This window comes from Anabaena sp. CCY 9402-a (assembly GCF_963920945.1).
In the GTDB taxonomy this organism is placed as follows: domain Bacteria; phylum Cyanobacteriota; class Cyanobacteriia; order Cyanobacteriales; family Nostocaceae; genus Trichormus; species Trichormus minutissimus.
The window spans coordinates 109579-131253 of sequence record NZ_CAWUDL010000004.1 but is presented as its reverse complement, the minus strand read 5'-3'; the positions used below and the strand labels follow the sequence as shown (position 1 = coordinate 131253).

19 protein-coding genes are annotated in these 21675 nt (G+C 42.6%); 9 read left to right on the top strand and 10 right to left on the bottom strand.

The features are described from left to right. Window positions 1–206 precede the first annotated feature (206 nt). Window positions 207–584: a DUF1830 domain-containing protein gene (locus ACM0OR_RS03160; protein ID WP_190701959.1), complete on the bottom strand. Its 378-nt coding sequence runs from the start codon at window positions 582–584 to the stop codon at window positions 207–209. 803 nt (window positions 585–1387) lie between these two features. Here ACM0OR_RS03160 and ACM0OR_RS03155 point away from each other — a divergent pair. The 3 genes from ACM0OR_RS03155 to ACM0OR_RS03145 all read left to right on the top strand — a co-directional run bounded on the left by ACM0OR_RS03155 (window position 1388) and on the right by ACM0OR_RS03145 (window position 5167). Further along, window positions 1388–2962, top strand: a complete 1575-nt coding sequence (locus ACM0OR_RS03155; RefSeq protein ID WP_190701961.1) for a photosystem II high light acclimation radical SAM protein — start codon at window positions 1388–1390, stop codon at window positions 2960–2962. A gap of 175 nt (window positions 2963–3137) precedes the next feature. After that, window positions 3138–4532, top strand: a complete 1395-nt coding sequence (locus ACM0OR_RS03150; protein WP_414574956.1) for a DICT sensory domain-containing protein — start codon at window positions 3138–3140, stop codon at window positions 4530–4532. Further along, window positions 4529–5167 (top strand): pentapeptide repeat-containing protein, encoded by a 639-nt coding sequence (locus ACM0OR_RS03145; protein ID WP_414574955.1) that lies wholly within the window; start codon window positions 4529–4531, stop codon window positions 5165–5167. Before ACM0OR_RS03150 ends, ACM0OR_RS03145 begins: the two co-directional genes overlap by 4 nt. An 80-nt stretch (window positions 5168–5247) precedes the next feature. On the opposite strand, the gene ACM0OR_RS03140 is transcribed toward ACM0OR_RS03145, so the two are convergent. The 3 genes from ACM0OR_RS03140 to clpS all read right to left on the bottom strand — a co-directional run bounded on the left by ACM0OR_RS03140 (window position 5248) and on the right by clpS (window position 7593). Beyond that, window positions 5248–5964: a CVNH domain-containing protein gene (locus ACM0OR_RS03140; RefSeq protein WP_414574954.1), complete on the bottom strand. Its 717-nt coding sequence runs from the start codon at window positions 5962–5964 to the stop codon at window positions 5248–5250. A gap of 430 nt (window positions 5965–6394) precedes the next feature. Further along, window positions 6395–7219 (bottom strand): type II CAAX endopeptidase family protein, encoded by an 825-nt coding sequence (locus ACM0OR_RS03135; RefSeq protein WP_323267169.1) that lies wholly within the window; start codon window positions 7217–7219, stop codon window positions 6395–6397. A 92-nt stretch (window positions 7220–7311) separates the two neighbouring features. Beyond that, complete coding sequence (gene clpS, locus ACM0OR_RS03130) at window positions 7312–7593, bottom strand: ATP-dependent Clp protease adapter ClpS (protein ID WP_190701977.1); 282 nt, start codon at window positions 7591–7593, stop codon at window positions 7312–7314. Window positions 7594–7824: 231 nt separating this feature from the next. Between clpS and ACM0OR_RS03125 the strand changes: the two genes are divergently transcribed. Then, window positions 7825–8190 carry a hypothetical protein gene (locus ACM0OR_RS03125; protein ID WP_323267168.1) on the top strand — a complete coding sequence of 122 codons (366 nt, stop codon included), beginning with the start codon at window positions 7825–7827 and terminating at the stop codon, window positions 8188–8190. 93 nt (window positions 8191–8283) lie between these two features. Here ACM0OR_RS03125 and ACM0OR_RS03120 read toward each other — a convergent pair whose 3' ends face one another. Then, the gene (locus tag ACM0OR_RS03120) at window positions 8284–9456 is read right to left on the bottom strand and encodes a pyridoxal phosphate-dependent aminotransferase (protein ID WP_414574953.1); all 1173 of its coding nucleotides are present in this window, start codon (window positions 9454–9456) and stop codon (window positions 8284–8286) included. Window positions 9457–9615: 159 nt separating this feature from the next. Next, window positions 9616–9816: a hypothetical protein gene (locus ACM0OR_RS03115; protein ID WP_190701988.1), complete on the bottom strand. Its 201-nt coding sequence runs from the start codon at window positions 9814–9816 to the stop codon at window positions 9616–9618. Between the two features lie 481 nt (window positions 9817–10297). Between ACM0OR_RS03115 and ACM0OR_RS03110 the strand changes: the two genes are divergently transcribed. From ACM0OR_RS03110 to ACM0OR_RS03095, 4 genes are all read left to right on the top strand, one after another. Further along, a complete protein-coding gene (locus ACM0OR_RS03110) occupies window positions 10298–10606 on the top strand; it encodes an STAS domain-containing protein (protein WP_323267166.1) in 309 nt (102 codons plus the stop codon). A gap of 162 nt (window positions 10607–10768) precedes the next feature. Then, entirely contained in the window at window positions 10769–13546 is a 2778-nt protein-coding gene (locus ACM0OR_RS03105; protein ID WP_414574952.1) for a TIGR03960 family B12-binding radical SAM protein, read from the top strand. Between the two features lie 554 nt (window positions 13547–14100). Then, window positions 14101–16230: an Rne/Rng family ribonuclease gene (locus ACM0OR_RS03100; protein ID WP_414574951.1), complete on the top strand. Its 2130-nt coding sequence runs from the start codon at window positions 14101–14103 to the stop codon at window positions 16228–16230. A gap of 75 nt (window positions 16231–16305) precedes the next feature. Further along, a complete protein-coding gene (locus ACM0OR_RS03095; RefSeq protein ID WP_414574960.1) occupies window positions 16306–16989 on the top strand; it encodes a ribonuclease HII in 684 nt (227 codons plus the stop codon). Window positions 16990–17079: 90 nt separating this feature from the next. Here the strand turns inward: ACM0OR_RS03095 and ACM0OR_RS03090 are convergent, their stop codons facing one another. Beyond that, window positions 17080–17667 (bottom strand): DUF1997 domain-containing protein, encoded by a 588-nt coding sequence (locus ACM0OR_RS03090; protein ID WP_323267163.1) that lies wholly within the window; start codon window positions 17665–17667, stop codon window positions 17080–17082. Between the two features lie 262 nt (window positions 17668–17929). On the opposite strand from ACM0OR_RS03090, the gene pheA reads away from it, so the two are divergent. Continuing rightward, window positions 17930–18808: a prephenate dehydratase gene (pheA, locus tag ACM0OR_RS03085; protein ID WP_414574950.1), complete on the top strand. Its 879-nt coding sequence runs from the start codon at window positions 17930–17932 to the stop codon at window positions 18806–18808. A gap of 108 nt (window positions 18809–18916) precedes the next feature. Here pheA and ACM0OR_RS03080 read toward each other — a convergent pair whose 3' ends face one another. The 3 genes from ACM0OR_RS03080 to tuf form a co-directional block, all read right to left on the bottom strand. Next, window positions 18917–19567, bottom strand: a complete 651-nt coding sequence (locus ACM0OR_RS03080) for an LON peptidase substrate-binding domain-containing protein (protein WP_414574949.1) — start codon at window positions 19565–19567, stop codon at window positions 18917–18919. Between the two features lie 315 nt (window positions 19568–19882). Then, entirely contained in the window at window positions 19883–20200 is a 318-nt protein-coding gene (rpsJ, locus tag ACM0OR_RS03075; protein WP_015113498.1) for a 30S ribosomal protein S10, read from the bottom strand. Between the two features lie 231 nt (window positions 20201–20431). Next, entirely contained in the window at window positions 20432–21661 is a 1230-nt protein-coding gene (gene tuf, locus ACM0OR_RS03070; RefSeq protein WP_190702012.1) for an elongation factor Tu, read from the bottom strand. Between the last annotated feature and the right edge of the window lie 14 nt (window positions 21662–21675).

Here is a 21675-nt window from a genome sequence, read left to right as displayed (position 1 = left end):
AGGGGACAGGGGACAGGGGACAGGGGACAGGGGACAGGGGACAGGGGACAGGGGACAGGGAACAGGGGACAGGGGACAGGGGACAGGGGACAAGCTAGAGAGTAACTCATACCCAATACCCAATCCCCATTAACTAAAAATAAAAAAGGCTGCTGACTTCAGCAACCCTCAGAGATTTTAAAATTATTTTTTTAATCCATTGATGCTTAACTAGCAACTGTTAAAGGTTTTGTTGTATCACTAGATTTTGTATTATTTGGCTGAACAATTGCTTTTGTACTAATAGGGTCTGCACCGACTGAGTTTGTATCCAATTCGCTACTGCTAGGCTCGCTAATCATAAGGCGATCGCACGGAATTGTATCTGACAAAATCGCACTTGCCATCATCCCTGTATGAATCTCCATGTGAGCCTCTAGTGGAGCTTCAAACATGAGACGTTGTCCAGGAAAAACCACCCTTTCAAAATACCAATTTGGAATGTTGGAGATGCGAGCCACCTGGATTTTGCTCGTGGCATTAACGTAGCAGCAGAGAACTTTTTCCAATTGCTCAGGTGGTAGAGGATCTAATATTTGAGCCATAACTGCCGAGGAGCTTTACGCCACAATTTTACATTACACCAGCAAAATTAACACTTGCTGATCCCTCTATGTTGTAACTCCGACTACCAACTGAAATTTTCTACGTTATTTCTATCTAAAGGTATGTTCAAGTTATGAATTTTTAATAAAACTTTTTTATTCTAGATAATTTTACACTATGCAAGAATTTTTGGGGATTTTTCACTAGATTAATTAACTTATTGCGCCAAATATCATAGATATTTACCATAGTTAATCATTAAAATTACTTTAATTTCTTCCGTTGTGAATATTTTATGGCTTTATCTATCGTAGGAAATAGCCGCAGGGATCATCGCTTAATGATGGACACTCTCCGTAGCTCAAGCCTAGTGGTCTATCAAGTTAGTTTTGACGGTTCGTAGAGAGGACTTTAGTCCTGATTTTTCTAAGGGCTAAAGTTCTTACTACAAAAAAAGCTTATCCCCACCCGTTCTAAATCAACAAAACCCTTACGCTGTCTTCATTTTGAATTTTGAATTTTGAATTTTGAATTTTGACTTCCGCCTTGCGGTACTACGGCGTAGTTTTTATTCTCATTGCTCAAATCACAAGGTTTTGCAGCTACTTTCTTATAAACTCAATGTTATGGTAAAGATATATGAAAATTTTCTTCATAAAACCTTACTCATACTCCTCGATATTAAGCAAATCTACATATCAAGAATCTGCTGCGATGTCAAGTATGATTGCCAATAAAGTGCTAATCCAACCAGCACATTAGAAATTGATACTTTCTTGGACTTTTCCCAAAAAACAGCAAGATGATGGAAAATCGAATTCTTTACGTTCGCCTTCCTTGTAACCCTATCTTCCCCATAGGGGTTGTTTATCTGAGTGATCATGTCCACAAGGTTTTTCCCAACATCGAACAACGCATTTTTGATTTGGGAACTGTTCCACCTTTAGACTATGCGTCAGCCTTAGATCGTTGTATTGACGAATTCCAGCCCACACTACTAGTATTTTCTTGGCGGGATATCCAAATTTATGCTCCAGTCGGCGGACGTGGTGGCAACCCGCTACAAAATGCCTTTGAATTCTACTACGCGACAAATCCCTTCATTAAATTGCGTGGGGCTTTGGGTGGTTTACGAATCTTCATTGCTTATTATGTAGAGTTGTGGCGCAATCTGGGATTAATTAAACGTGGTTTAAAACGAGCCAAACAGTATCACCAAGAAGCCCGTGCAGTTGTAGGCGGTGGTGCAGTTAGCGTATTTTACGAACAGTTGGGTAAAAGCTTACCCCCAGGAACAATTATTTCTGTGGGTGAAGGGGAAACCTTGCTAGAAAAGTTCCTACATGGCCGAGAGTTCCGGGATGAACGCTGCTATGTAGTAGGAGAAACACAACCACGGCAAAGACTAATTCACGAACAACCTACCCCCCTAGAAAAAACCGCGTGTAACTACGACTATATAGAAACTATTTGGCCAGAGTTTAACTATTACCTGCAAGAAGAAGACTTTTACATTGGTGTACAAACTAAACGAGGTTGCCCCCACAACTGCTGTTACTGTGTCTACACCGTTGTTGAAGGGAAACAGGTACGAATTAATCCAGCAGATGAAGTAGTCGCAGAAATGCGCCAACTATATAATCGTGGCATTCGCAATTTCTGGTTTACTGATGCCCAATTTATTCCTGCACGGAAATTTATCGACGATGCTGTAGAACTTTTGCAGAAAATCGTAGATTCTGGCATGACAGATATTCATTGGGCAGCATACATCAGAGCCGACAACCTCACACCAGAGTTGTGCGATTTGATGGCAAAGACAGGGATGAATTACTTTGAAATCGGCATCACTAGTGGTTCTCAAGAACTCGTGCGGAAAATGCGAATGGGGTACAATTTGCGAACCGTTCTGCAAAACTGCCGCGACTTAAAAGCAGCTGGCTTCAACGATTTAGTATCCGTCAACTACTCCTTTAATGTGATTGACGAACGTCCCGAAACCATTCGCCAAACAATTGCTTACCACCGCGAACTAGAAAAGATTTTCGGTGCGGATAAAGTCGAACCAGCTATCTTTTTTATTGGCTTACAACCTCATACCCACTTAGAAGAATATGCCTTCAAAGAAGGGATTCTCAAACCAGGGTATGATCCGATGAGTTTGATGCCGTGGACAGCCAAAAAACTCCTTTGGAATCCTGAACCCCTTGGTTCATTCTTTGGTGAGGTTTGCTTGCAAGCCTGGCGACAAAATCCCAATGATTTCGGTAGGGAAGTGATGAAAATCTTAGAAGCAAAGTTGGGTTGTGCCGATTTAGAAGAGGCACTTTCTGCACCAATTGAAAATAAAGAGAAACAGTTAGCCAGTGTATTGTAGGGAGTAGGGAGTAGTGAGTGCTGAGTGCTGAGTGCTGAGTGCTGAGTGCTGAGTGCTGTTAGCGGTAGCGCGGCGTTTAGCCGGTGCTGAGTGCTGAGTAGTGAGTCAAAAGTAATTCACCCTTGTCTCCCTTATCCCGCCCTTCCTCCCTCTGCCGTTCTTGTCTCCAAATCCTATGTTAGAAGGTTCAATTCTGCAACTGCTGGAAACAGCCCATCGCCAGACTACCAGGCCTATTCACTTCGGGGTGTATTACAAAAATACGCTGGTTGCTTTGTGTCATGCCTTAGAAGACCATATCTTATCTGATGAAAGTAAACCCTTGGTAATTACTGCCTTTCAACGGGGTAAGTGGTATTTACAAGAGGCAGAAAGATATGCAGACATTGCCAACCACAGTCACCAAATTGTGATCATGGCTTCACCAGATACCGGCTTTGCTGAACATCCCACGAGCCAACTGTCAAATGTGGACTTGGTTGCATTAGATGCAGCTGATTCGGTAGCTCAGGAATGGCACTTAATTATCCTGTCACCTAAATACACAGCGATGGTACTTTGTCAAGAACTATCACCTGCTGATTATGGTTCAGAGGGAATACCAACTTCAGATTTAGAGCGTAAGTTCTATGGTTTGTGGACATTTGAGCCGACCTTGGTGAGAGAAACAGCAGAATTAGCGATCGCTCACATTCAAAAATACAACCCAGAATTAGCACAAAAACTCTTGAGTTATGAACAGGCAATTCCGCCTGCTGTCATCACCTCAGACAACCTGTTAACTGTTGTCTCTCGCGTTGTTGATTACCTCCAAACAGGACAAGAACAGTTATCCATTCCTACATCACAGCATCAAAAAGCCCTAGATAGCAACTTGCTTTCTAACGAAGTACAGGCATTTTTGCGGATGGCGCAACTGATGGATCTGGCTGATATTAACAACCCTATGGCCGCCGCAGAAGTCGCTGCGATCGCCGAAACAATGGGGCAACTTTTAGATTTACCTGCATGGCAAATCAAGAGATTAAAACTAGCAGCGTTATTACACCGCATAGATCCACTCCGCACAGCACAAAGCGTTCTGACTCCTGCTACATCCACACAACCCCAAGAAATAGCCCCCAGTTGTGCTTTGAGTTGTCCTCTGATTCCAGGAGCGCAAGTATTACGAAAAATGTCAAGATTACGGGCAGTAGCGCAAATTATCACTCACCAGACCGAATACTGGGATGGGACAGGAGAACCAGCCGGGTTAGCCGGTGATGCAATTCCCCTAGAGTCGAGAATTTTGGCATTGGTTGCAGACTTTCAGTGGCGAGTCAATCAACTGCAATCCTCCCAACAGAATCGGGAAGAGATATTTGCTCAAGCCTTGGTAGAATGCAGACAACAAAGCGATCGCTTTGACCCTAAACTATTAGATGCCCTAACTTTGTTAGTTATGGGTTTACAACAGGGACTCGACTTACCCCTAATGACATCTAAAGTTAGTACAGGAATGTGGCTGATTGATTCCCGATGGGATAGCCAGAGCAAGACTAGTGAGGAAATTGGTAGTTACCCCCGATGAATATTGAAGCGATTAGACAAGGAAAACTCAAACAACTCCCAGGGGTAAATTTAGAAGATGAGGAACTCTCTCAACTGGATTTAAGCCACGTCAATCTGGCAGGTGCTACCCTTGTTGGGGCTAATTTCGCAGGTTCTAAGCTCGAAGGTGGGCATTTAGAAGGTGCAAATTTGATGGGGGCTAACCTCCAAGCAACCGACTTGCGGGCTAACCTCATGGGAGCTAACCTCATGCAAGCAGATTTAACAGGTGCAGACCTACGGGGTAGCAACTTGCGGGGTGCTAGCTTGATGGGCGCGAGACTTAGCGACGTGTCATTGGCTGGTGCTTTTTTAAGTGGCGCGAATTTGATGAATGTTAACTTGCAAGGCGTTGACTTACGTGGTGCTGATTTGCGTGGTGCTAACCTTACAGGTGCAAATCTCAAAGGTGCGGACTTAAGTCGTACTGATTTGGAAGGAGCGTTGTTAAGTGAAGCAAATTTAGAAGAAGCTGACTTACGTGGGGCGAATTTGGCGGGGGCGAAGTTGACAGGTGCTAACTTATTGTGTGCTGAGTTAATAGGGGCAAATTTGAATGGTGTTAATTTAGAAAAAGCCTGTGTAGTAGGTACAGTGCTAGAAAAAGTTTCTTAACACAGCAGAGAGAGAATCAATTATCTCTCTACTGTGGAACAAAAAACCCACCATATGGACTTGTCAATTAATGCCAATAATTAGGGTGTGCTTGTATATTTGAGAACGCCATTAATATTTTCAATACCTTTCAAGGTGATAGAGGTGCGGTTGAGTCTACCATCTCTTGTTCTACAAACAGCTTGCAATAAATTTCCTCGGACACTGATGCGATCGCAACTTTGTTGATAATTGCTCACTTGATTAGAATTAGTTACTCTCAGAGTACCATCAATATTTTCAATTCCTTGTAAAGTAATTGAGGTTCTGTTGAATGTACCATTAATTTTTCGGCAATTAGCTGATAGTAAATTTCCGGAAATGCCAATGTTATTACAAGTTTGCTGATAACTGCTAACTTGAGATTCGCCTTTGTATTTCAGAACACCATCAATATTTTCAATATTATTTAAAACGATGGAAGTACGATTGAGTCTACCATCTCTTGTTCTACAAACAGCTTGCAATACATTTCCTCGGACACTGATGCGATCGCAACTTTGCTGATAATTACTTACTTGATTAGGATTAGTTACTCTCAGAGTGCCATCAATATTTTCAATTCCTCGTAAAGTAATTGAGGTTCTGTTGAATGTACCATTAATTTTTCGGCAATTAGCTGATAGTCGATTTCCAGAAATGCCAATATTATTGCAAGTTTGCTGATAAGTGCTAGGTGCAGCATTAGCTGGTTTATTCATACTCATCAAAGCGGCTGTGACTGAAAGAGCGATCGCACCAAATAAACTTAGTTTCATTATCTAACCTTGATTGCTTACAAGGTTGCTCTACAACTTCAAAAAACACAATTCCGCAGGTTAAACCAAAAATTCATCGTAATCTAGAAAAGAAACCTGAGTTTTCTGGTGGTGTTAGCTTGAATCCTAGATGGCTATTTATTAAAAAAACTACAAATTATCTCACCCGGACTATTCTGAGTGAATTGAATTACAGTTCTATCTTTTGTCAATTTAAACTTACCCCGACAATTGTAAATTTCCACAGGTGTTTTAACTCCATCAACACTCACAGCTGCTTGATATTCCCAATATTTTTTCGCCCTACGTTGAATACTCAGAATGCAAATCTGATGTCCTTCATAATTGCGGCATACCATAGCCCAAGCAGGAGATGTTACAAACAAAGAAAATATAAATATTAGTAAAATGACACTATATTTAATCATAATTAACCTTTAACACTCCGCCCCCGCATCCACAACGCCAATATACACATAAAAACAACCCCCATTAATCCTTGTAAGGGATTATTATTTACCCCAGTTATCCAATCAGGAACTCGACCAGAATATTGAATTAATCCCCCGACATTAATAATGTAGTAACCCCAAACCAAACCACCATGTAAACCTATTGGTAAGCCCAATCGTCCCCGCCGCCAACGCTTTCCCCATACCTGCGTTAACCCCAGTAATACTAAAGCTGGAAACTGTGGCAATGTGTGAATAATTGCTGCAAGTGGCTTGACAAAGTGTAAAGCAGCGAAAGCTAGTGCATCTATCCATAATGCTACAGGCTGACTATAATCTCTTTCCAATTCGTCTAAAAACCAGCCACGAAATAACAATTCTTCTGCAAACCCTACACCTAAACCAACAATCAAACCTTCTAAAATTATCTTTAGTAACAAAATTGTTGGTTTTTGCCACACTAGCCAACCCAAAAAACCTTGTATCCCAAATAAAACAAAAATATTAATGATACCTAAGACTAAGCCACACAGCAGTTCTATCCCATTGCGCCACGTAAATTTCAAACCATAAATTCTCAGTATTTGTGGCTGTTGGTAGACTTTTTGACCCCATAATCTCAGCAGAAAAATAAACTCTGCATATAACAATACCATTGTCAATATACTTACTAAATTAGAATCATCCACTAGTAAATAAATTGGTGCAGCTATGGGCAACCACAGCAATAATAATGCCAAAATAAAATAACCCAGCCGAATAGGGGCAGGGCGTTGAGCTAGATTCAGGATTTTGGTTTTCATTTCAGGTGAGCCAAAAGTCAGTAATCAAGATTATGACTAATGACAGAATATTTATTCATTCCAAGTTCGCAATCTTAATGCTTAATTACGAATTATTCCTCTGGTTCTATTGTGCTGCTAAGACCATGACTCTTGAGAGTTTCACAATAAAACTCTGCGTGTTCCTGAGCGCAGGTAATAACTAAAGCCAGCCCATTTGCATGGGCTTCCATCATGATGCTAACAGCTTGGGGCTGAGTAAGGCTTGGCACTGTGGTTAGTAGCACTTGTACGACATACTCCATAGAGTTGTAGTCGTCATTATGGAGCAAAACGCGATACCGAGGCGCAAGCTTGCGGGATGTGGAACGCTTCTCAATGGTTTCGACTGACACAACTTTTGCTCTTTGATTTCTTATTTACTACAACAGAGGTTCTGTACTAGCGATCGCTTAACAGTTATTCACCTATGTTATAGCATTTTCACTAAAACTTCATGTCAGAAAAAAATTTTGCTGCTTTTGAGTTGGGATACTGGCAAGATAGCTTCACAGCAACGCTCCCTCCCACTCTTAAAATAAAGGTAGAGGAAACCCCGTGTGTGCGACTGCCCTACCTAGGTAATTATGGACAGAAGTCTCGACTTTCAACCAGGACAAATTGTGTCTTTAGAGCATAGCGACAGGAATCTGTATGCAGAAGTAATTCAAGTTGTGGTTTCCCGTCAATTATGCTGGGTGCGCCCATTGCTACTAGTCACTCATACCCCAGAAATGCCCGTAATTACTGACCTCCGAGATGGTTCTGACCTGTTGTGGCCCGGTGAGTTGTTTAGACCAGCCCTAGATACAGAAGTTATTACTTTTTTAAGTCAACTTTTGGCGAAAGAACCAAAATCTGAACTAGACAAACTAGCTAAACAGCAACTCCATCAGTTTATCCACCAACTCTGGCAAGCTTATCAGCAGGGAGTGGGAAGTGCTGAGTGCTGAGTGCTGAGTGCTGAGTAGTGAGTGGTGAGAAAATTGTCCCTAGTCCTCAGAAGTTATTCAATTTTGAATTTTGAATTAATTTGCCCACAGTCCCTAAGCATAGCGAATCCCAGCATCCTGCATTCGTTGAATTGCTGCTTGCAATCTTTCATCAGGGATAGTCAGAGCAATTCTGATATAACCTTCCCCTGATGCACCGTAGCCATTACCTGGGGGAACTAGGATGGCGCATTTATCCAGCAGGAGGTTAGCAAATTCGGTTGAGGAATATCCTGGAGGGACGGAAACCCAGACATAAAGTGTAGCTTTTGGTGGCGCAATGGGCCAGCCTAGAGATTGCAGTCCTTTCACAACTATGTCGCGGCGGTTTTGGTACACTGACATCAAGCTTTGTAGTTCAGCTTGGTCTGTTTTGTAAGCTGCGATCGCAGCTTGTTGAATGGCTTTAAAAACTCCTGAATCTACGTTGGTTTTAACTTGGCTCAAAGCCTGAATCCCATCGGCATGACCAACTACAAACCCAATCCGCCAGCCTGTCATATTATAAGACTTAGACAAACTGTGAAATTCAATCGCTACATCCTTAGCCCCTGGAACTTGTAACACGCTCGGCGGTTGGTAGCCATCATAAGCCATTTCTGAATAGGCATGATCATGACACAGTAAAATATCGTACTGCCGACAAAACGCCACTAATTCCTCAAAAAACTCTAGCGTCGCTAAAGCCCCAGTCGGATTATTGGGGTAATTAATCCACAACAGTTTTGCTTTCCGGGCTACTTCTTCAGGAATTATCTTGAGATCAGGTAAAAATTTATTATCTGCCTTCAGAGGCATTGTAAAAGGCTCGCCTCCAGCAAAAATTGTGGCAGTTCGATAAACGGGATAACCAGGGTCTGGTATCAATACATAGTCTCCCGCTTCCACAAAGGCTAAAAAAGTATTATGTATTGCTTCCTTTGAACCGATGGAAGATATTACCTCTGTATTCGGGTTTAATCCCTTTACCCCAAATCGCCGTTCCATCCACTCAACGGCTGCCTCCCGAAATGCTTGCGTACCCTGATAAGGTGGATAGTTATGATTACTCGCGTCATCAATTGCTGCGTGCATAGCCTGGAGAATATGAGCAGGAGTTGGTTTATCAGGATCACCCACTGCCATATTAATAATGTCAACTCCCTGGGCGACAAGTTCTTCCCGTTTACGGTTAATCTCAGCAAATAGATAAGGAGGAATTTTTTCTAAACGTTTAGCAGGCTGCATGGCGACTTGTTACTAATGCAAAAGTTGAGGCTCATTAGCACAGTTTACGCCACACTAGGTAATTAAATAGTAAACATCACTCAAAAGCACTAGCAGTCTTTACTAGATTATTGTCACAATTAAATTTTTCTAGAGAAAAATATTAAATTGACTAATTTATTAAAATCCGAGACTGGAAACTAGCTGAATCCGTCCAGCATCCATCTCTGCCATCAATAATTCTAGGGCTTCGTAATCGACATCAGAGATGTAGCCCTGTTCAGTCAGTTCTGAGTTGATTTCATTTTCGATCTCTGGAGTTAGCTTTTTAATATCAAGAGCTTTTTCAACTAACTGACGAATTATGTATTTAGTTCTCATAGGTCATGAACCCACTGTACGGTGATACTAAATTATCCAAGATGAAGTTAAGTATAAAATGTGATCCAAATACTACTATTATAGTGATTTATATCACCATTAAACTAAGTAGATAGTTCCTAATTAAACTTAACAATTTCCATAAATAGAATGAGCTGTCACTGCATCTCAGGTATTGCGTTAAACTTACTCAATCTGCTATATCTCATAGTTTTCTCAGACTTTTCAGCATAATTGTGGATGACGGTTTGGCCTTTTTCTGCTTTGCGGTTATCTATGTTGATTTTTTTTTGAACTCACAAGAAAAAAAGTATACATGAATACATTTCACCTCGAAATTATGACAATCTTTAAATAGACCTGGAAAAAAAATAAAGATTTAGCAAAGACATTTAAGACATCTGGTCGATGTTCCAGCGAACAGTTTATGTTCAAATAAATTTAAGCTTTATGGTTTAATAACTCTACTTAGGATGTCCATATGGAAGCAGTACTAAAGAGTCCGAGAATTGCAGTTATTCGTCCTCAGGGCTACCTGAACGCGACCAATGCCTTAGAATTTGAACGCGACTTATCCACAACTTTGGCTCAAGATGATGTTTCTAGCTTGTTAGTAGACTTAGCGGCAGTAGAATCTTTTGATAGCTCTGGACTAATGTCCTTAGTGTCTGCACTCAAATTAGCCCAGAGTCTAAACAAGGGTTTCCAGCTTGATTCTGTATCCCCAGCCATCAGGATGATTTTGGAACTGACCCAACTTGATGAAGTTTTTGACCTATCTGAAGGATAATTGTTAGCAAATGCACCAAATGAACTTAAATTGGCGCAATGCTTTTGAGCAAATTTAATGTAAAAGAGTTGTAACTTGCCACCAGAAAACCTACTCAAAGAGCTAATCAATGCTAATGTTGGAGGAAAGTAGCTGTAATGAAAGTAGCTCAAAGTTGGCATAGTGGCTATTGCATTTGAACAATTAATCACATCGGATATCTTAAAACCAGCCCGTTACTTAGGTAACGAACGGCTGGCAATACACAAACCTTGGGATAAGGCGGTCATACGGTGGGTATTAACCTACCCAGAAGTATACGAAGTTGGCTCATCTAATTTAGGGCATATCATTCTTTATAATATCTTGAATGCCCAACCTCGGCAGTTATGCGATCGCGCTTACCTACCAGGTAAAGACTTAGCAGATAAACTCAGAACAACAAACACTCCCTTGTTTGCTGTTGAATCGAAGCGAGAACTAAAAGAATTTGATATTTTAGGTTTTAGTCTCAGTTATGAACTAGGAGCAACCAACATTCTAGAGATGTTGGACTTGGCGGGAATTCCCCTCACATGGCAAGAAAGATTACAGGGGAATTATCCTCTGATATTCGCCGGGGGACAGACAGCAACATCAAATCCTGAACCCTACGCCGACTTTTTTGACTTTTTCGCCTTGGGAGATGGGGAAGAACTTTTACCAGAAGTCGGCTTGGTATTGGAAGAAGGCAAACAAGCTGGATTAAGTCGGGAAAATCTGCTACTAGACTTAGCACAAATCCCAGGCGTGTATGTACCTCAGTTTTATGCTCCAGCAAAAGATGGTTCGGTAAAACCTCTACGCCCAGATGTTCCTCAACGGATTTTGCGGCGAGTCGCTACCCCCATTCCCGCCTATTCCATTGGACTAGTTCCCTACGTAGAAACAGTACACGATCGCTTGACCATTGAAATTCGACGCGGTTGCACCCGTGGCTGTCGGTTTTGTCAACCAGGGATGCTTACCAGGCCAGCTAGGGATGTAGAACCAGAGCAAGTAGTCGAAGCCATTGAAAAGGGCATGAGAGCGACTGGTTATAATGAATTTTCGCTCTTATCTTTGAGTTGTTCTGATTATTTGTCCCTACCAGCTGTAGGGATGGAAATTAAAAATCGGTTAAGAAATGAAAATATTTCCCTGACACTTCCCAGCCAACGCGTAGATAGATTTGATGAAAACATCGCTAATATCCTCGGTGGTACACGCCAAGGTGGGCTAACCTTTGCCCCCGAAGCCGGAACGCAAAGGATGCGGGATATCGTTAATAAGGGTTTAACTAACGAAGAATTATTACGAGGTGTCAAAACTGCCTGGGAACAAGGCTGGGATAAAATCAAGTTGTATTTCATGATCGGCTTACCGGGTGAGACAGATACCGACGTTTTAGGCATAGAGGAAACAGTTAGCTGGTTGCAGAGGGAATGTCGGGGTAAAGGTAGAAGACCACTCAACTTCAACCTGACAATTTCCAATTTCACACCCAAACCCCATACACCATTTCAGTGGCACTCAGTTTCCACTAGTGAATTTCGGCGCAAACAAGACCTGCTGCGGCAAGCATTTCGCCGCAGCCGGGGAGTAAAAGTCAATTTTACCGATGTCCGTATTTCGGCAATGGAAGACTTTATTGGCCGAGGCGATCGCAGTTTGGGTAGAGTAGTCCGCCGAGCCTGGGAATTAGGTGCAGGCATGGATTCTTGGTATGACAACCTCAGTAAAGCTTTTACCGCTTGGGAAGATGCCATCAGAGAAGCTGATTTAGATTGGAAATACCGCCTAGTCGAAAACGGTGAATGGAATTTGTTTGCTGCACAGGAGGAGAGCAGGGGAGCAGGGGAAGCAGGGGAGCAGGGAGAATTATTTATTTTTTCCCATTCAGCACTCAGCACTCAGCACGGGCTAAACGCCCCGCTACCGCTAACAGCACTCAGCACTCAGCACCGGCTAAACGCCGCGCTACCGCTAACAGCACTCTCTACTACCCTCCCCTGGGATCATATAGATACCGGCATTGACAAAAAATGGCTGATAGAGGACTTACAACGCGCTCTAGAGGCGGCAGTTGTTCCAGACTGTTCTTTTGAAGGCTGTTCTCACTGTGGGGTATGTGGCACAGATTTTGGTCATAATATTGTCATTGAGCCACCTATTATCCCCGAATTTGCTGGTGATTTTGTCCCTAACATCACTAAAACTCAAAGATTACGCGTTTGGTTTGGTAAACAAGGAGATATGGCGTTGCTCAGTCACTTAGATGTGATGCGCTTGTTTGACCGTGTGGTGCGACGGGCAAGTTTACCAGTGGCTTATACCAACGGCTTTCATCCTAGCCCCAAGATTGCTGTAGCCAGTGCCTTAGCTTTAGGAGCTACTAGTAGTGGTGAGATTGTGGATTTTGAGTTAACTGAATCTGTAGAGGTGGACGTATTTCATCAAAAACTGGCTCAAGAACTGCCCCCAGATATCCCCGTTTATCGTGTGGAACAGGTAGACTTAAAAGCTCCAGCAGCTAATAAATTGTTGGAACAGGTAGAGTATCTAATTACCATAGCCGCCTCCAGCGAAGTCACACCTGCACAATGGCAAGGATGGACAGAAGCAATTAAAATTCGAGACGAAATTTTATGGGAGCAAACCACCAAATCAGGCAAGACTCAGATCATAAATCTGCGCTCACGATTGTTTGAGTTGGAATTAATATCAGCCAAAAACAACGAAACCGAATCAACAGCTGTTCTGCGTTATGTGGGTAGCTGTCGCCAAGATGGGTTGTTGTTGCGTCCCGAACAAATTCTGTCTATGCTAGAGATAGTGGCTGGTGAATTTGAGAACACAGAGAACGTAGGCATACTGAAAACAGACTGCACAAAATTTCATCTCTGGCAGATCCACCGCAATCAGCTAATTTTAGCAGTATAATCTCTACAGGGCATCTGGCTAGTAGTTGCCCTGAACAGCACATCATAGGAATTGATTTTTAGCAAGGTTGCGTTAGAATGGAATGAAGAGAACTTTTCTGGCGCTGCATTGAACGAACTAGTTCACTACTACCCTGGTAATCAGGGAGCAAGAGCAAGATATTAGAGTGAAGCTTTTGGGGTTTTATCCCCGACAAACTAAGGCGGATTAAAGAACACTCTCTCTGTAGCTACCTTGTGAACTAGTAATTAACAGCAGGCTAAGTCAGTTTCTCTACCTATGCTTTTTAAAACAACTGCTGAATACCTAATCTCTAGAGGGTGAGGGTATCGCATAAAAAATCAACCACAGATGGTTGATTTATTTGCTTAAACAGTATGCAGCCGTTCTGGAATAATCAGGCGTGTGAACGCAATTCCTTAGTCAATAGCTCTTTAATTTTGAAGCTCGGCTTCACAATTTTTATTACTAACAGCGTCTTTGGAGGCTGGCAGGGGCGAGAGGCATAACAAACCTCCAAGTCCGTTGGCGCTGCCGATTTTTGAGGAAATTGAATGCCAAAACAAATTATTATCGCAGAGCAGCATCAGATTGCTGCCGTTTTTTCGGAAGATCAAATACAAGAGCTGGTTGTAGCCACAGGGCATCATCAAATCGGTGATATCTACTTAGGCGTAGTAGAAAACGTATTACCTGGAATTGACGCGGCTTTTGTCAATATCGGCGATCCAGAACGTAACGGTTTTATTCATGTAACTGATTTAGGTCCACTGAAGCTAAAGCGCACAGCAGCTGCAATTACAGAACTATTAGCACCACAGCAAAAAGTTTTGGTGCAGGTGATGAAAGAGCCAACGGGTACAAAGGGGCCAAGGCTCACAGGTAATATCACTTTACCTGGCCGGTATGTCGTATTGATGCCCTATGGTAGAGGCGTAAATCTATCACGGCGGATTAAAAGTGAAACTGAGCGTAACCGCTTACGTGCGCTAGCAATTTTAATTAAACCCGCAGGTATGGGTTTGTTGGTACGTACAGAAGCAGAAGGAAAACCAGAAGAAGCAATTATCGAAGATTTGGAAGTGCTGCAAAAGCAGTGGGAAGCCATTCAGCAAGAAGCTCAATCTACCCGTGCGCCAGCACTTCTAAATAGAGACGATGATTTTATCCAGCGTGTATTGCGGGATATGTACGGTGGGGATGTCAACCGGATCGTAGTAGATTCCAGCACTGGGTTAAAGCGAGTCAAGCAGTATTTGCAGAACTGGAGTGGAGGTCAAACACCGCAGGGATTATTGATTGACCACCATCGCGATCGCTCACCAATTTTAGAGTATTTCCGCATTAATGCCGCTATCCGTGAAGCCCTCAAACCAAGAGTAGACCTACCTTCTGGTGGCTATATAATTATTGAGCCAACAGAAGCATTAACTGTAATAGATGTTAACTCTGGTTCTTTCACGCGATCGGCAACAGCCAGAGAAACCGTTCTGTGGACAAACTGCGAAGCAGCCACAGAAATTGCCCGCCAACTACGTTTAAGGAATATTGCTGGGGTAATCGTTGTTGACTTCATTGATATGGAATCACGGCGCGACCAATTGCAAGTTTTAGAACACTTTAACAAAGCCCTCAGAGCAGACAAAGCTCGTCCCCAGATTGCTCAACTCACCGAGCTAGGTTTAGTAGAACTGACCCGGAAACGTCAAGGTCAAAATATTTACGAATTGTTTGGTGAAACTTGCTCCGCTTGTGGTGGTTTAGGGCATACGGTCAGGCTACCTGGAGAAAATGAAAGCCGCTTACCTATCCCAGTAGAATTACCTGATCGGTTTGTATCTCTCCCTCAAAGAGAAACTCAAAGAGAACCTCAAAGAGAACCTCGTTTACCCGTCACTCGTGTGACAGATATGCGGGAAACCTACGACGGATTTGGTGACGGATTCGAGGGAGATTCTGACTCTGGAGCTTTAAATTTAATTAATCATCCCAGCTATCAAGAACTCAACGATCAGAACAAGCGTCGTACCCGCACCCGTCGTAGCCGGATTGGTATCAATGGAGCAAATGGCAAAGATGAAAGCCGAATTACTCACAATCCCATAGGCTATATTAATGAATCAGACTTAGACCTTGATAACGACGTAGAACTGGTTACAACACCAGAAATTCCCTCACCGAATTTAGGTAAATCTGGTTGGGTAGAAAGGGCAGAGCGCACCAAAATCACAAAAGCAGAACCAATTAAACCCGTGGTAGAACCACCGGAAATTCGGACTGTGGAAATGACTCAACCAGAACAAGATATGTTCGCTTTGATGGGGATTTCTCCTCTGATTAAATTAGAACAGGAAGTAAAAAGTCCCAAATCTGTAATTATTAATATTGTTCAGCCAGGGCAAGTATCGACAGCACCACCTGAAGAAACTTCTAGATCAAGTGTTGTTGAAACAATAACTACAGAATTTAGCCCACCAAAACTGAAATTAGAACCCAAATCATTATCGGTGACAGTAACTGAGCCAACAGTAACGGCAGTTAGCATGGAAGATAAAGCTAGCATGGAAGATAGAGCTAGCATGGAAGATAGAGCTAGCATGGATGAGAGTGAAGCAACTACTACTCCCAACCGTCGCCGTCGCCGTCGTTCTTCCGCGCTTGATTCCGACAGTGAAGAGAGTTAACGTGTCTGTATGTTAGAGACGGAGCAAAGTGCTAATGTACTGCGATCACCTCCGGTGGGCGGAACGCCATCGCTTATGGTGGGGTGTAGCCCATCTCTAGGAAAGGCTACGCCAACGCCTCCGCCTTTAAAGGAAACTAATTGGCTAGAGTTTTCTTCGACGGTTGCAAATATTCCGGGGTTGATAGCAGGAGTAGATGAAGTTGGGCGGGGCTGTTTGTTCGGCCCTGTCGTGGCAGCAGCCGTTATATTACCAGCCTCTGCTTTGCCAGAACTGACAGCAGCTGAAATTAAAGATAGTAAAAAACTATCTAGTGTTCGCAGAGTTAAGCTGGCGCAACAAATTTATAGCCTAGCAACAGACTGGAAAATTGGTTATGCTTCCACGGCTGAAATTGACCAAATGAATATTTTGCAAGCAACTCTATTAGCTATGAGGCGGGCTGTACACAAGCTAAAAGTACAGCCTGAGCTTTGCTTGATAGATGGTAATCAGTTGGTTAAGGACTTACCTGTGCCACAACAAACCATCATCAAGGGAGATGAGCGATCGCTCGCCATTGCTGCTGCTAGTATTGTGGCTAAAGTTTGGCGTGACGATTTGATCATGCGTTTAGCAACCAAATATCCCATGTATGACTTAGCGAATAACAAGGGTTATGGTAGTAAAAAACATTTGTTAGCACTGCAAAAATACGGTTCTTCCCCCCTACACCGCAAGTCTTTTCGTCCTTGCCAGATTAGCGGTATAGAGGTTTAGGGGGATGGGGGTTAAAAACCTTAAACCCCCATCCCCACTCTCCAAAATTCGGACACAAATCCAAACTCAGACACCTCTGTCGCATCTGGCTTACTCTAAATTCAGGAATGGCAAATTAGCACCGTCATTATTTAAACTTTGATTGTGAGTTTGTGAAATTACCCATTGGCGATAATCTGCTAACAGTTGATGGGTTAATCGCTGCTTAACTGTTAACAAGACACTCTTGAGTAAACCATTCCCTGTTGTTTCTAAAATTGGTTTGGGCGTGAAGGAAAAAGGCGGTGGTAAATCCACCTGTACTTCTAAATCTGCTTGACCTCTTAGACGAGTGTCACCATTGTGTTGGTATGGAGACAAGTACCCGCGTAAATTTAGAGAGAAACGCTGATTAATATACTCGAAACCCAGAATTTCACAGCCTAGCGATCGCAGATAAATTGTCCCATTTGACTCTGCCCAGACTCTCATGTCTACAGTAGGTTGAATACTCAGGGACATAAAAGTTAAAGGACGCATTTTGAGGCGGAAGACTTCCTCCGAAAGTTGCTGAATGCGCCTTTGATCAACCAAAGCATTAACTAGACGTTGCGGCTGACGCAAGTAGTGCTGAATAGGAATAGGCTGCTGCGGTACAGCAATTTCTACCGATTGGGAGGCATTGAACTTGGTAGCCATGAGTTACGGGAAGTAATGGTTTGATACTTCTATTATTGATTAATTTATTATGTTTATTTTTTTTAATTTAGATTACATTTGACTAGCAATTTCCATAAGTTGGTCAAGCACCTACGCCGTGGTACAGGTACAAATTGTATAATTACGCTACCTAAAAGACTGATACTTAGTCCAATAAATCAAATTAAAGCACTATCCTTGATCAATAAAGAAAGGTTACTCACGATATAGTCTATAAATTGAATAGATAACGAATAAAAAGATGGCTATATCGATCGCACATTTAGGGCCTCCTGGAACATACGCAGAACAAGCCACTATTTTTTATGTTGAATTGCTAACACAAAATTCAGATATTGAAACTATCTTATGTCCCTATCCTAGTATTGCTCAGTCGTTAAAAGCCGTTGCTCAAGGACAAACCCAGTTGGCTGTTGTCCCGGTAGAAAATTCTATTGAGGGTAGCGTCACGATGACAATGGATACATTATGGCAGCTAGACAGTTTACAAATTCAATCAGCTTTAGTCATGCCTATTGCCCATGCGTTGATTTCCTGCGCCACTAGTTTAGATGAAATTCAAACTGTTTATTCTCATCCCCAAGCATTAGCACAGTGTCAAAATTGGTTGGGGGAATTTCTTCGCAATGTCAAGTTGATTCCCAGCAATTCCACAACTGAAGCATTACAAGCTTTAGAGCAGGATATCACAGCCGCAGCAATCGCCTCTAATAGAGCGGCTCAAATTTATAACTTGCCGATATTAGCTAATCAAATTAACGATTATCCAGAAAACTGTACACGCTTTTGGGTAATCAGTCAGGCAGAAACAGGGATTACACAGCAGCTACCTTTACAAACTCCCAGTCATACTTCTTTAGCTTTTAGTGTACCTGCTAATGTCCCCGGAGCATTAGTTAAAGCACTACACGTATTTGCTCAAATAGGAATTAACCTGAGTCGGATCGAATCTCGTCCGACGAAGCGATCGCTAGGAGAGTATTTATTTTTTATTGATTTAGAAGCTGCTGTCAACACTCCACAGATGCAATCTGCTTTAGCAGAACTAACTACCCACACAGAAGTTCTCAAAATCTTTGGTAGTTACAATGTTCTGCCAGTTATTAGCCAGGAGTTATGACTAATGCAAAAGTAAAAAGAAAGAATACTGCTTTTGTATAGTTTTTTCCTATTCCCTCTTTTCACAGACTAGCTTGATTCCTGCCAATCTGTGTTCATAGCTGATGGCTTATAATTTTGGATTAAAGGTATCTTTTAGCACAGAACGAGCTGCCAAGTGATTACGAGTAGTAGTCAAAATTTCTGCTTCTCGTTCTAAGCGAGCCGCAGTATCTTGCATTTCTAGTAATGACTGTTGCTCCGCCGCCACACCGTAAAGATTACTAGCCACCCAATAAGATAGCTCAGTAGGCAAATCAGGCAACTCTTCAGGGAGTTCGATATTTTGTTCTGTTAACTTAGCTGAAAGTCGAACTACATCACGCAGCAGTTGTTCAACTTCCGTTGCCAAAGGACGTAAATCTTTACTTGGTGGCTGGTCTTCTAGCCATTCCACTAAGCCAACCCGATAAGGTTTTTCTCGAACGTATTCTAAAACGCGAAACCTCTGCTGTCCCAGGGTCAGCATTTTCATGCGATCATCTGGTAAACGCTGGTAGTGAATAATTTCTGCACAGCAACCAACATTACTTATTTGGCCTGTAACTGGGTCAACCATTACTACACCGAACCTGCGATCGCTTGACAAAATAGTATTCATCATGATCCGGTAGCGAAACTCAAAGATGTGTAGGGGTAATGGTCGAGTGGGAAACAGAACCACTTCGGGTAACGGGAACAGAGGTAGTTCACGAACTGCAATTCTAGAAGAAGATGTCATTGTTACCTGAGTATAAATTTAATTTTAAAAATTTATTATTCTTTGATTTACCCATAATTTGTTTACATTCTATCATCTGTTTCATGGCTAAGAAAAAGCCCTGAAATAAATTTCTTCAGGGCTAGGTCTATATTCATACTGTAGTCAATGGTCAATAGTCATTAGTTAATATACTTTTGACTTTGGATTATTAACTATAGACTTTTGAGTGCAAGTTACTACGCAGTGCTACCAAGAATAGGAAACCTTTTCATTGCGTCCTCTTCCCAAAAGAACTGACTTCTGTGGATTTTTTGACTATTGACTAATAACTAATTACAGTTTTACTTCAATGTCTACGCCTGATGGTAAGTCCAGTTTCATCAGCGCATCAATGGTTTTAGATGAAGGTTGGTAGATATCGATAATTCGGCGATGGGTGCGAGTTTCAAAGTGTTCGCGCGAATCTTTATCTACGTGAGGCGATCGCAATACGCAGTAGATTTTACGTTTTGTTGGTAAAGGGATAGGGCCTATAGCTGTAGCGTTAGTCCGGTTAGCTGTGTCTACAATCTTCTCGCAAGATGTATCCAATAATCGACGGTCAAAAGCTTTTAAACGAATTCTGATCTTTTGCTGCTGTAGAGTTGCCATCTTTAATTTTCCAGGTTCTGATTAATTAGGGGAGTAGTACCGCTACGCGGAAGTCAAAAATCAAAAGTCGAAAGTCCTGTATTTTTAAGGCTTTGAACAATTGAGAATGGTATGTTTATTTCTGTCGTGCTGTACTAGTGAGTAGGAAGTGGGAGTCCCTCAAGTCACTTCAGATAAAAGAGCAGAGAAGATTTTACCATCTCTGCTCTTAGTTATTAGGGTAAAGGGGTGCTATTTAACAATTTTGGAAACAACACCAGCACCAATGGTGCGACCACCTTCACGAATTGCGAAGCGCATACCTTGCTCAATTGCAATTGGGTTGATTAATTCTACTGTCATTTTGATGCGATCGCCTGGCATGACCATTTCCGCTTCGCTACCGTCGTCGGAGGTGAAGGCGGTGATTGTGCCGGTTACATCAGTTGTCCGCACATAGAACTGGGGACGGTAGCCAGAGAAGAAGGGTGTTTTCCGACCACCTTCTTTTTCGGTGAGTACGTATACTTCACCTTCAAATTGGGTATGAGGAGTAATAGAACCGGGTTTAGCAATTACCATCCCCCGTTCAATATCAGCCTTTTGGATACCACGTAGTAGTACACCAGCGTTATCGCCAGCCATACCTTCATCGAGGCTCTTCTTGAACATCTCGATCCCAGTGACGGTGGTGTTACGGGTGTCTCTAATACCCACAAGTTCAACGTTATCGCCAACCTTAACCTTACCGCGTTCAATCCGACCAGTAGCCACAGTACCACGACCTGTGATGGAGAATACGTCTTCTACCGCCATCAAGAAGGGCTTGTCTATATCACGCTCAGGGGTGGGGATGTAGGAATCTACTGCATCCATTAATTCATAGATTTTATCTACCCACTTGTCTTCACCCCGTTTAGTTTTGGGGTTAGCGACCATTTTTTCCAATGCTTGGAGTCCAGAACCTTTAATGACTGGAATATCATCTCCGGGGAAATCATAGCTAGTCAGCAGTTCCCGGACTTCCAATTCCACCAACTCTAGTAGCTCTTCGTCGTCTACCATGTCTTCTTTATTCAAAAAGACAACTAGGCTAGGAACACCTACCTGCTTGGCTAACAGGATGTGTTCACGAGTTTGGGGCATGGGGCCATCAGCCGCAGAAACCACCAGAATACCGCCATCCATCTGTGCTGCACCAGTGATCATGTTCTTCACATAGTCAGCGTGGCCGGGACAGTCTACGTGAGCATAGTGGCGACCTTCAGTTTCATACTCAACGTGGGCTGTATTGATTGTGATCCCCCGCGCCTTTTCTTCTGGAGCGTTGTCAATTTGGTCGTAGCCCTTACCTTCAGCTTGACCAAGAGCAGATAGGGTCATGGTAATAGCTGCTGTTAACGTTGTTTTACCGTGGTCAACGTGTCCAACAGTACCGATATTGACGTGGGGTTTTTTCCTTTCAAACTTTGCGCGTGCCATGAATGCTCGTTTCC

Excerpts from the sequence above, each read along its gene's own strand:
- ACM0OR_RS03160 (WP_190701959.1), bottom strand. The coding sequence starts at position 584 with ATGGCTCAAATATTAGATCCTCTACCACCTGAGCAATTGGAAAAAGTT.
- ACM0OR_RS03155 (WP_190701961.1), top strand. The coding sequence starts at position 1,388 with ATGATGGAAAATCGAATTCTTTACGTTCGCCTTCCTTGTAACCCTATC.
- ACM0OR_RS03150 (WP_414574956.1), top strand. The coding sequence starts at position 3,138 with ATGTTAGAAGGTTCAATTCTGCAACTGCTGGAAACAGCCCATCGCCAG.
- ACM0OR_RS03145 (WP_414574955.1), top strand. The coding sequence starts at position 4,529 with ATGAATATTGAAGCGATTAGACAAGGAAAACTCAAACAACTCCCAGGG.
- ACM0OR_RS03140 (WP_414574954.1), bottom strand. The coding sequence starts at position 5,964 with ATGAAACTAAGTTTATTTGGTGCGATCGCTCTTTCAGTCACAGCCGCT.
- ACM0OR_RS03135 (WP_323267169.1), bottom strand. The coding sequence starts at position 7,219 with ATGAAAACCAAAATCCTGAATCTAGCTCAACGCCCTGCCCCTATTCGG.
- ACM0OR_RS03125 (WP_323267168.1), top strand. The coding sequence starts at position 7,825 with ATGGACAGAAGTCTCGACTTTCAACCAGGACAAATTGTGTCTTTAGAG.
- ACM0OR_RS03120 (WP_414574953.1), bottom strand. The coding sequence starts at position 9,456 with ATGCAGCCTGCTAAACGTTTAGAAAAAATTCCTCCTTATCTATTTGCT.
- ACM0OR_RS03115 (WP_190701988.1), bottom strand. The coding sequence starts at position 9,816 with ATGAGAACTAAATACATAATTCGTCAGTTAGTTGAAAAAGCTCTTGAT.
- ACM0OR_RS03110 (WP_323267166.1), top strand. The coding sequence starts at position 10,298 with ATGGAAGCAGTACTAAAGAGTCCGAGAATTGCAGTTATTCGTCCTCAG.
- ACM0OR_RS03100 (WP_414574951.1), top strand. The coding sequence starts at position 14,101 with ATGCCAAAACAAATTATTATCGCAGAGCAGCATCAGATTGCTGCCGTT.
- ACM0OR_RS03095 (WP_414574960.1), top strand. The coding sequence starts at position 16,306 with ATGGTGGGGTGTAGCCCATCTCTAGGAAAGGCTACGCCAACGCCTCCG.
- ACM0OR_RS03090 (WP_323267163.1), bottom strand. The coding sequence starts at position 17,667 with ATGGCTACCAAGTTCAATGCCTCCCAATCGGTAGAAATTGCTGTACCG.
- pheA (WP_414574950.1), top strand. The coding sequence starts at position 17,930 with ATGGCTATATCGATCGCACATTTAGGGCCTCCTGGAACATACGCAGAA.
- ACM0OR_RS03080 (WP_414574949.1), bottom strand. The coding sequence starts at position 19,567 with ATGACATCTTCTTCTAGAATTGCAGTTCGTGAACTACCTCTGTTCCCG.
- rpsJ (WP_015113498.1), bottom strand. The coding sequence starts at position 20,200 with ATGGCAACTCTACAGCAGCAAAAGATCAGAATTCGTTTAAAAGCTTTT.
- tuf (WP_190702012.1), bottom strand. The coding sequence starts at position 21,661 with ATGGCACGCGCAAAGTTTGAAAGGAAAAAACCCCACGTCAATATCGGT.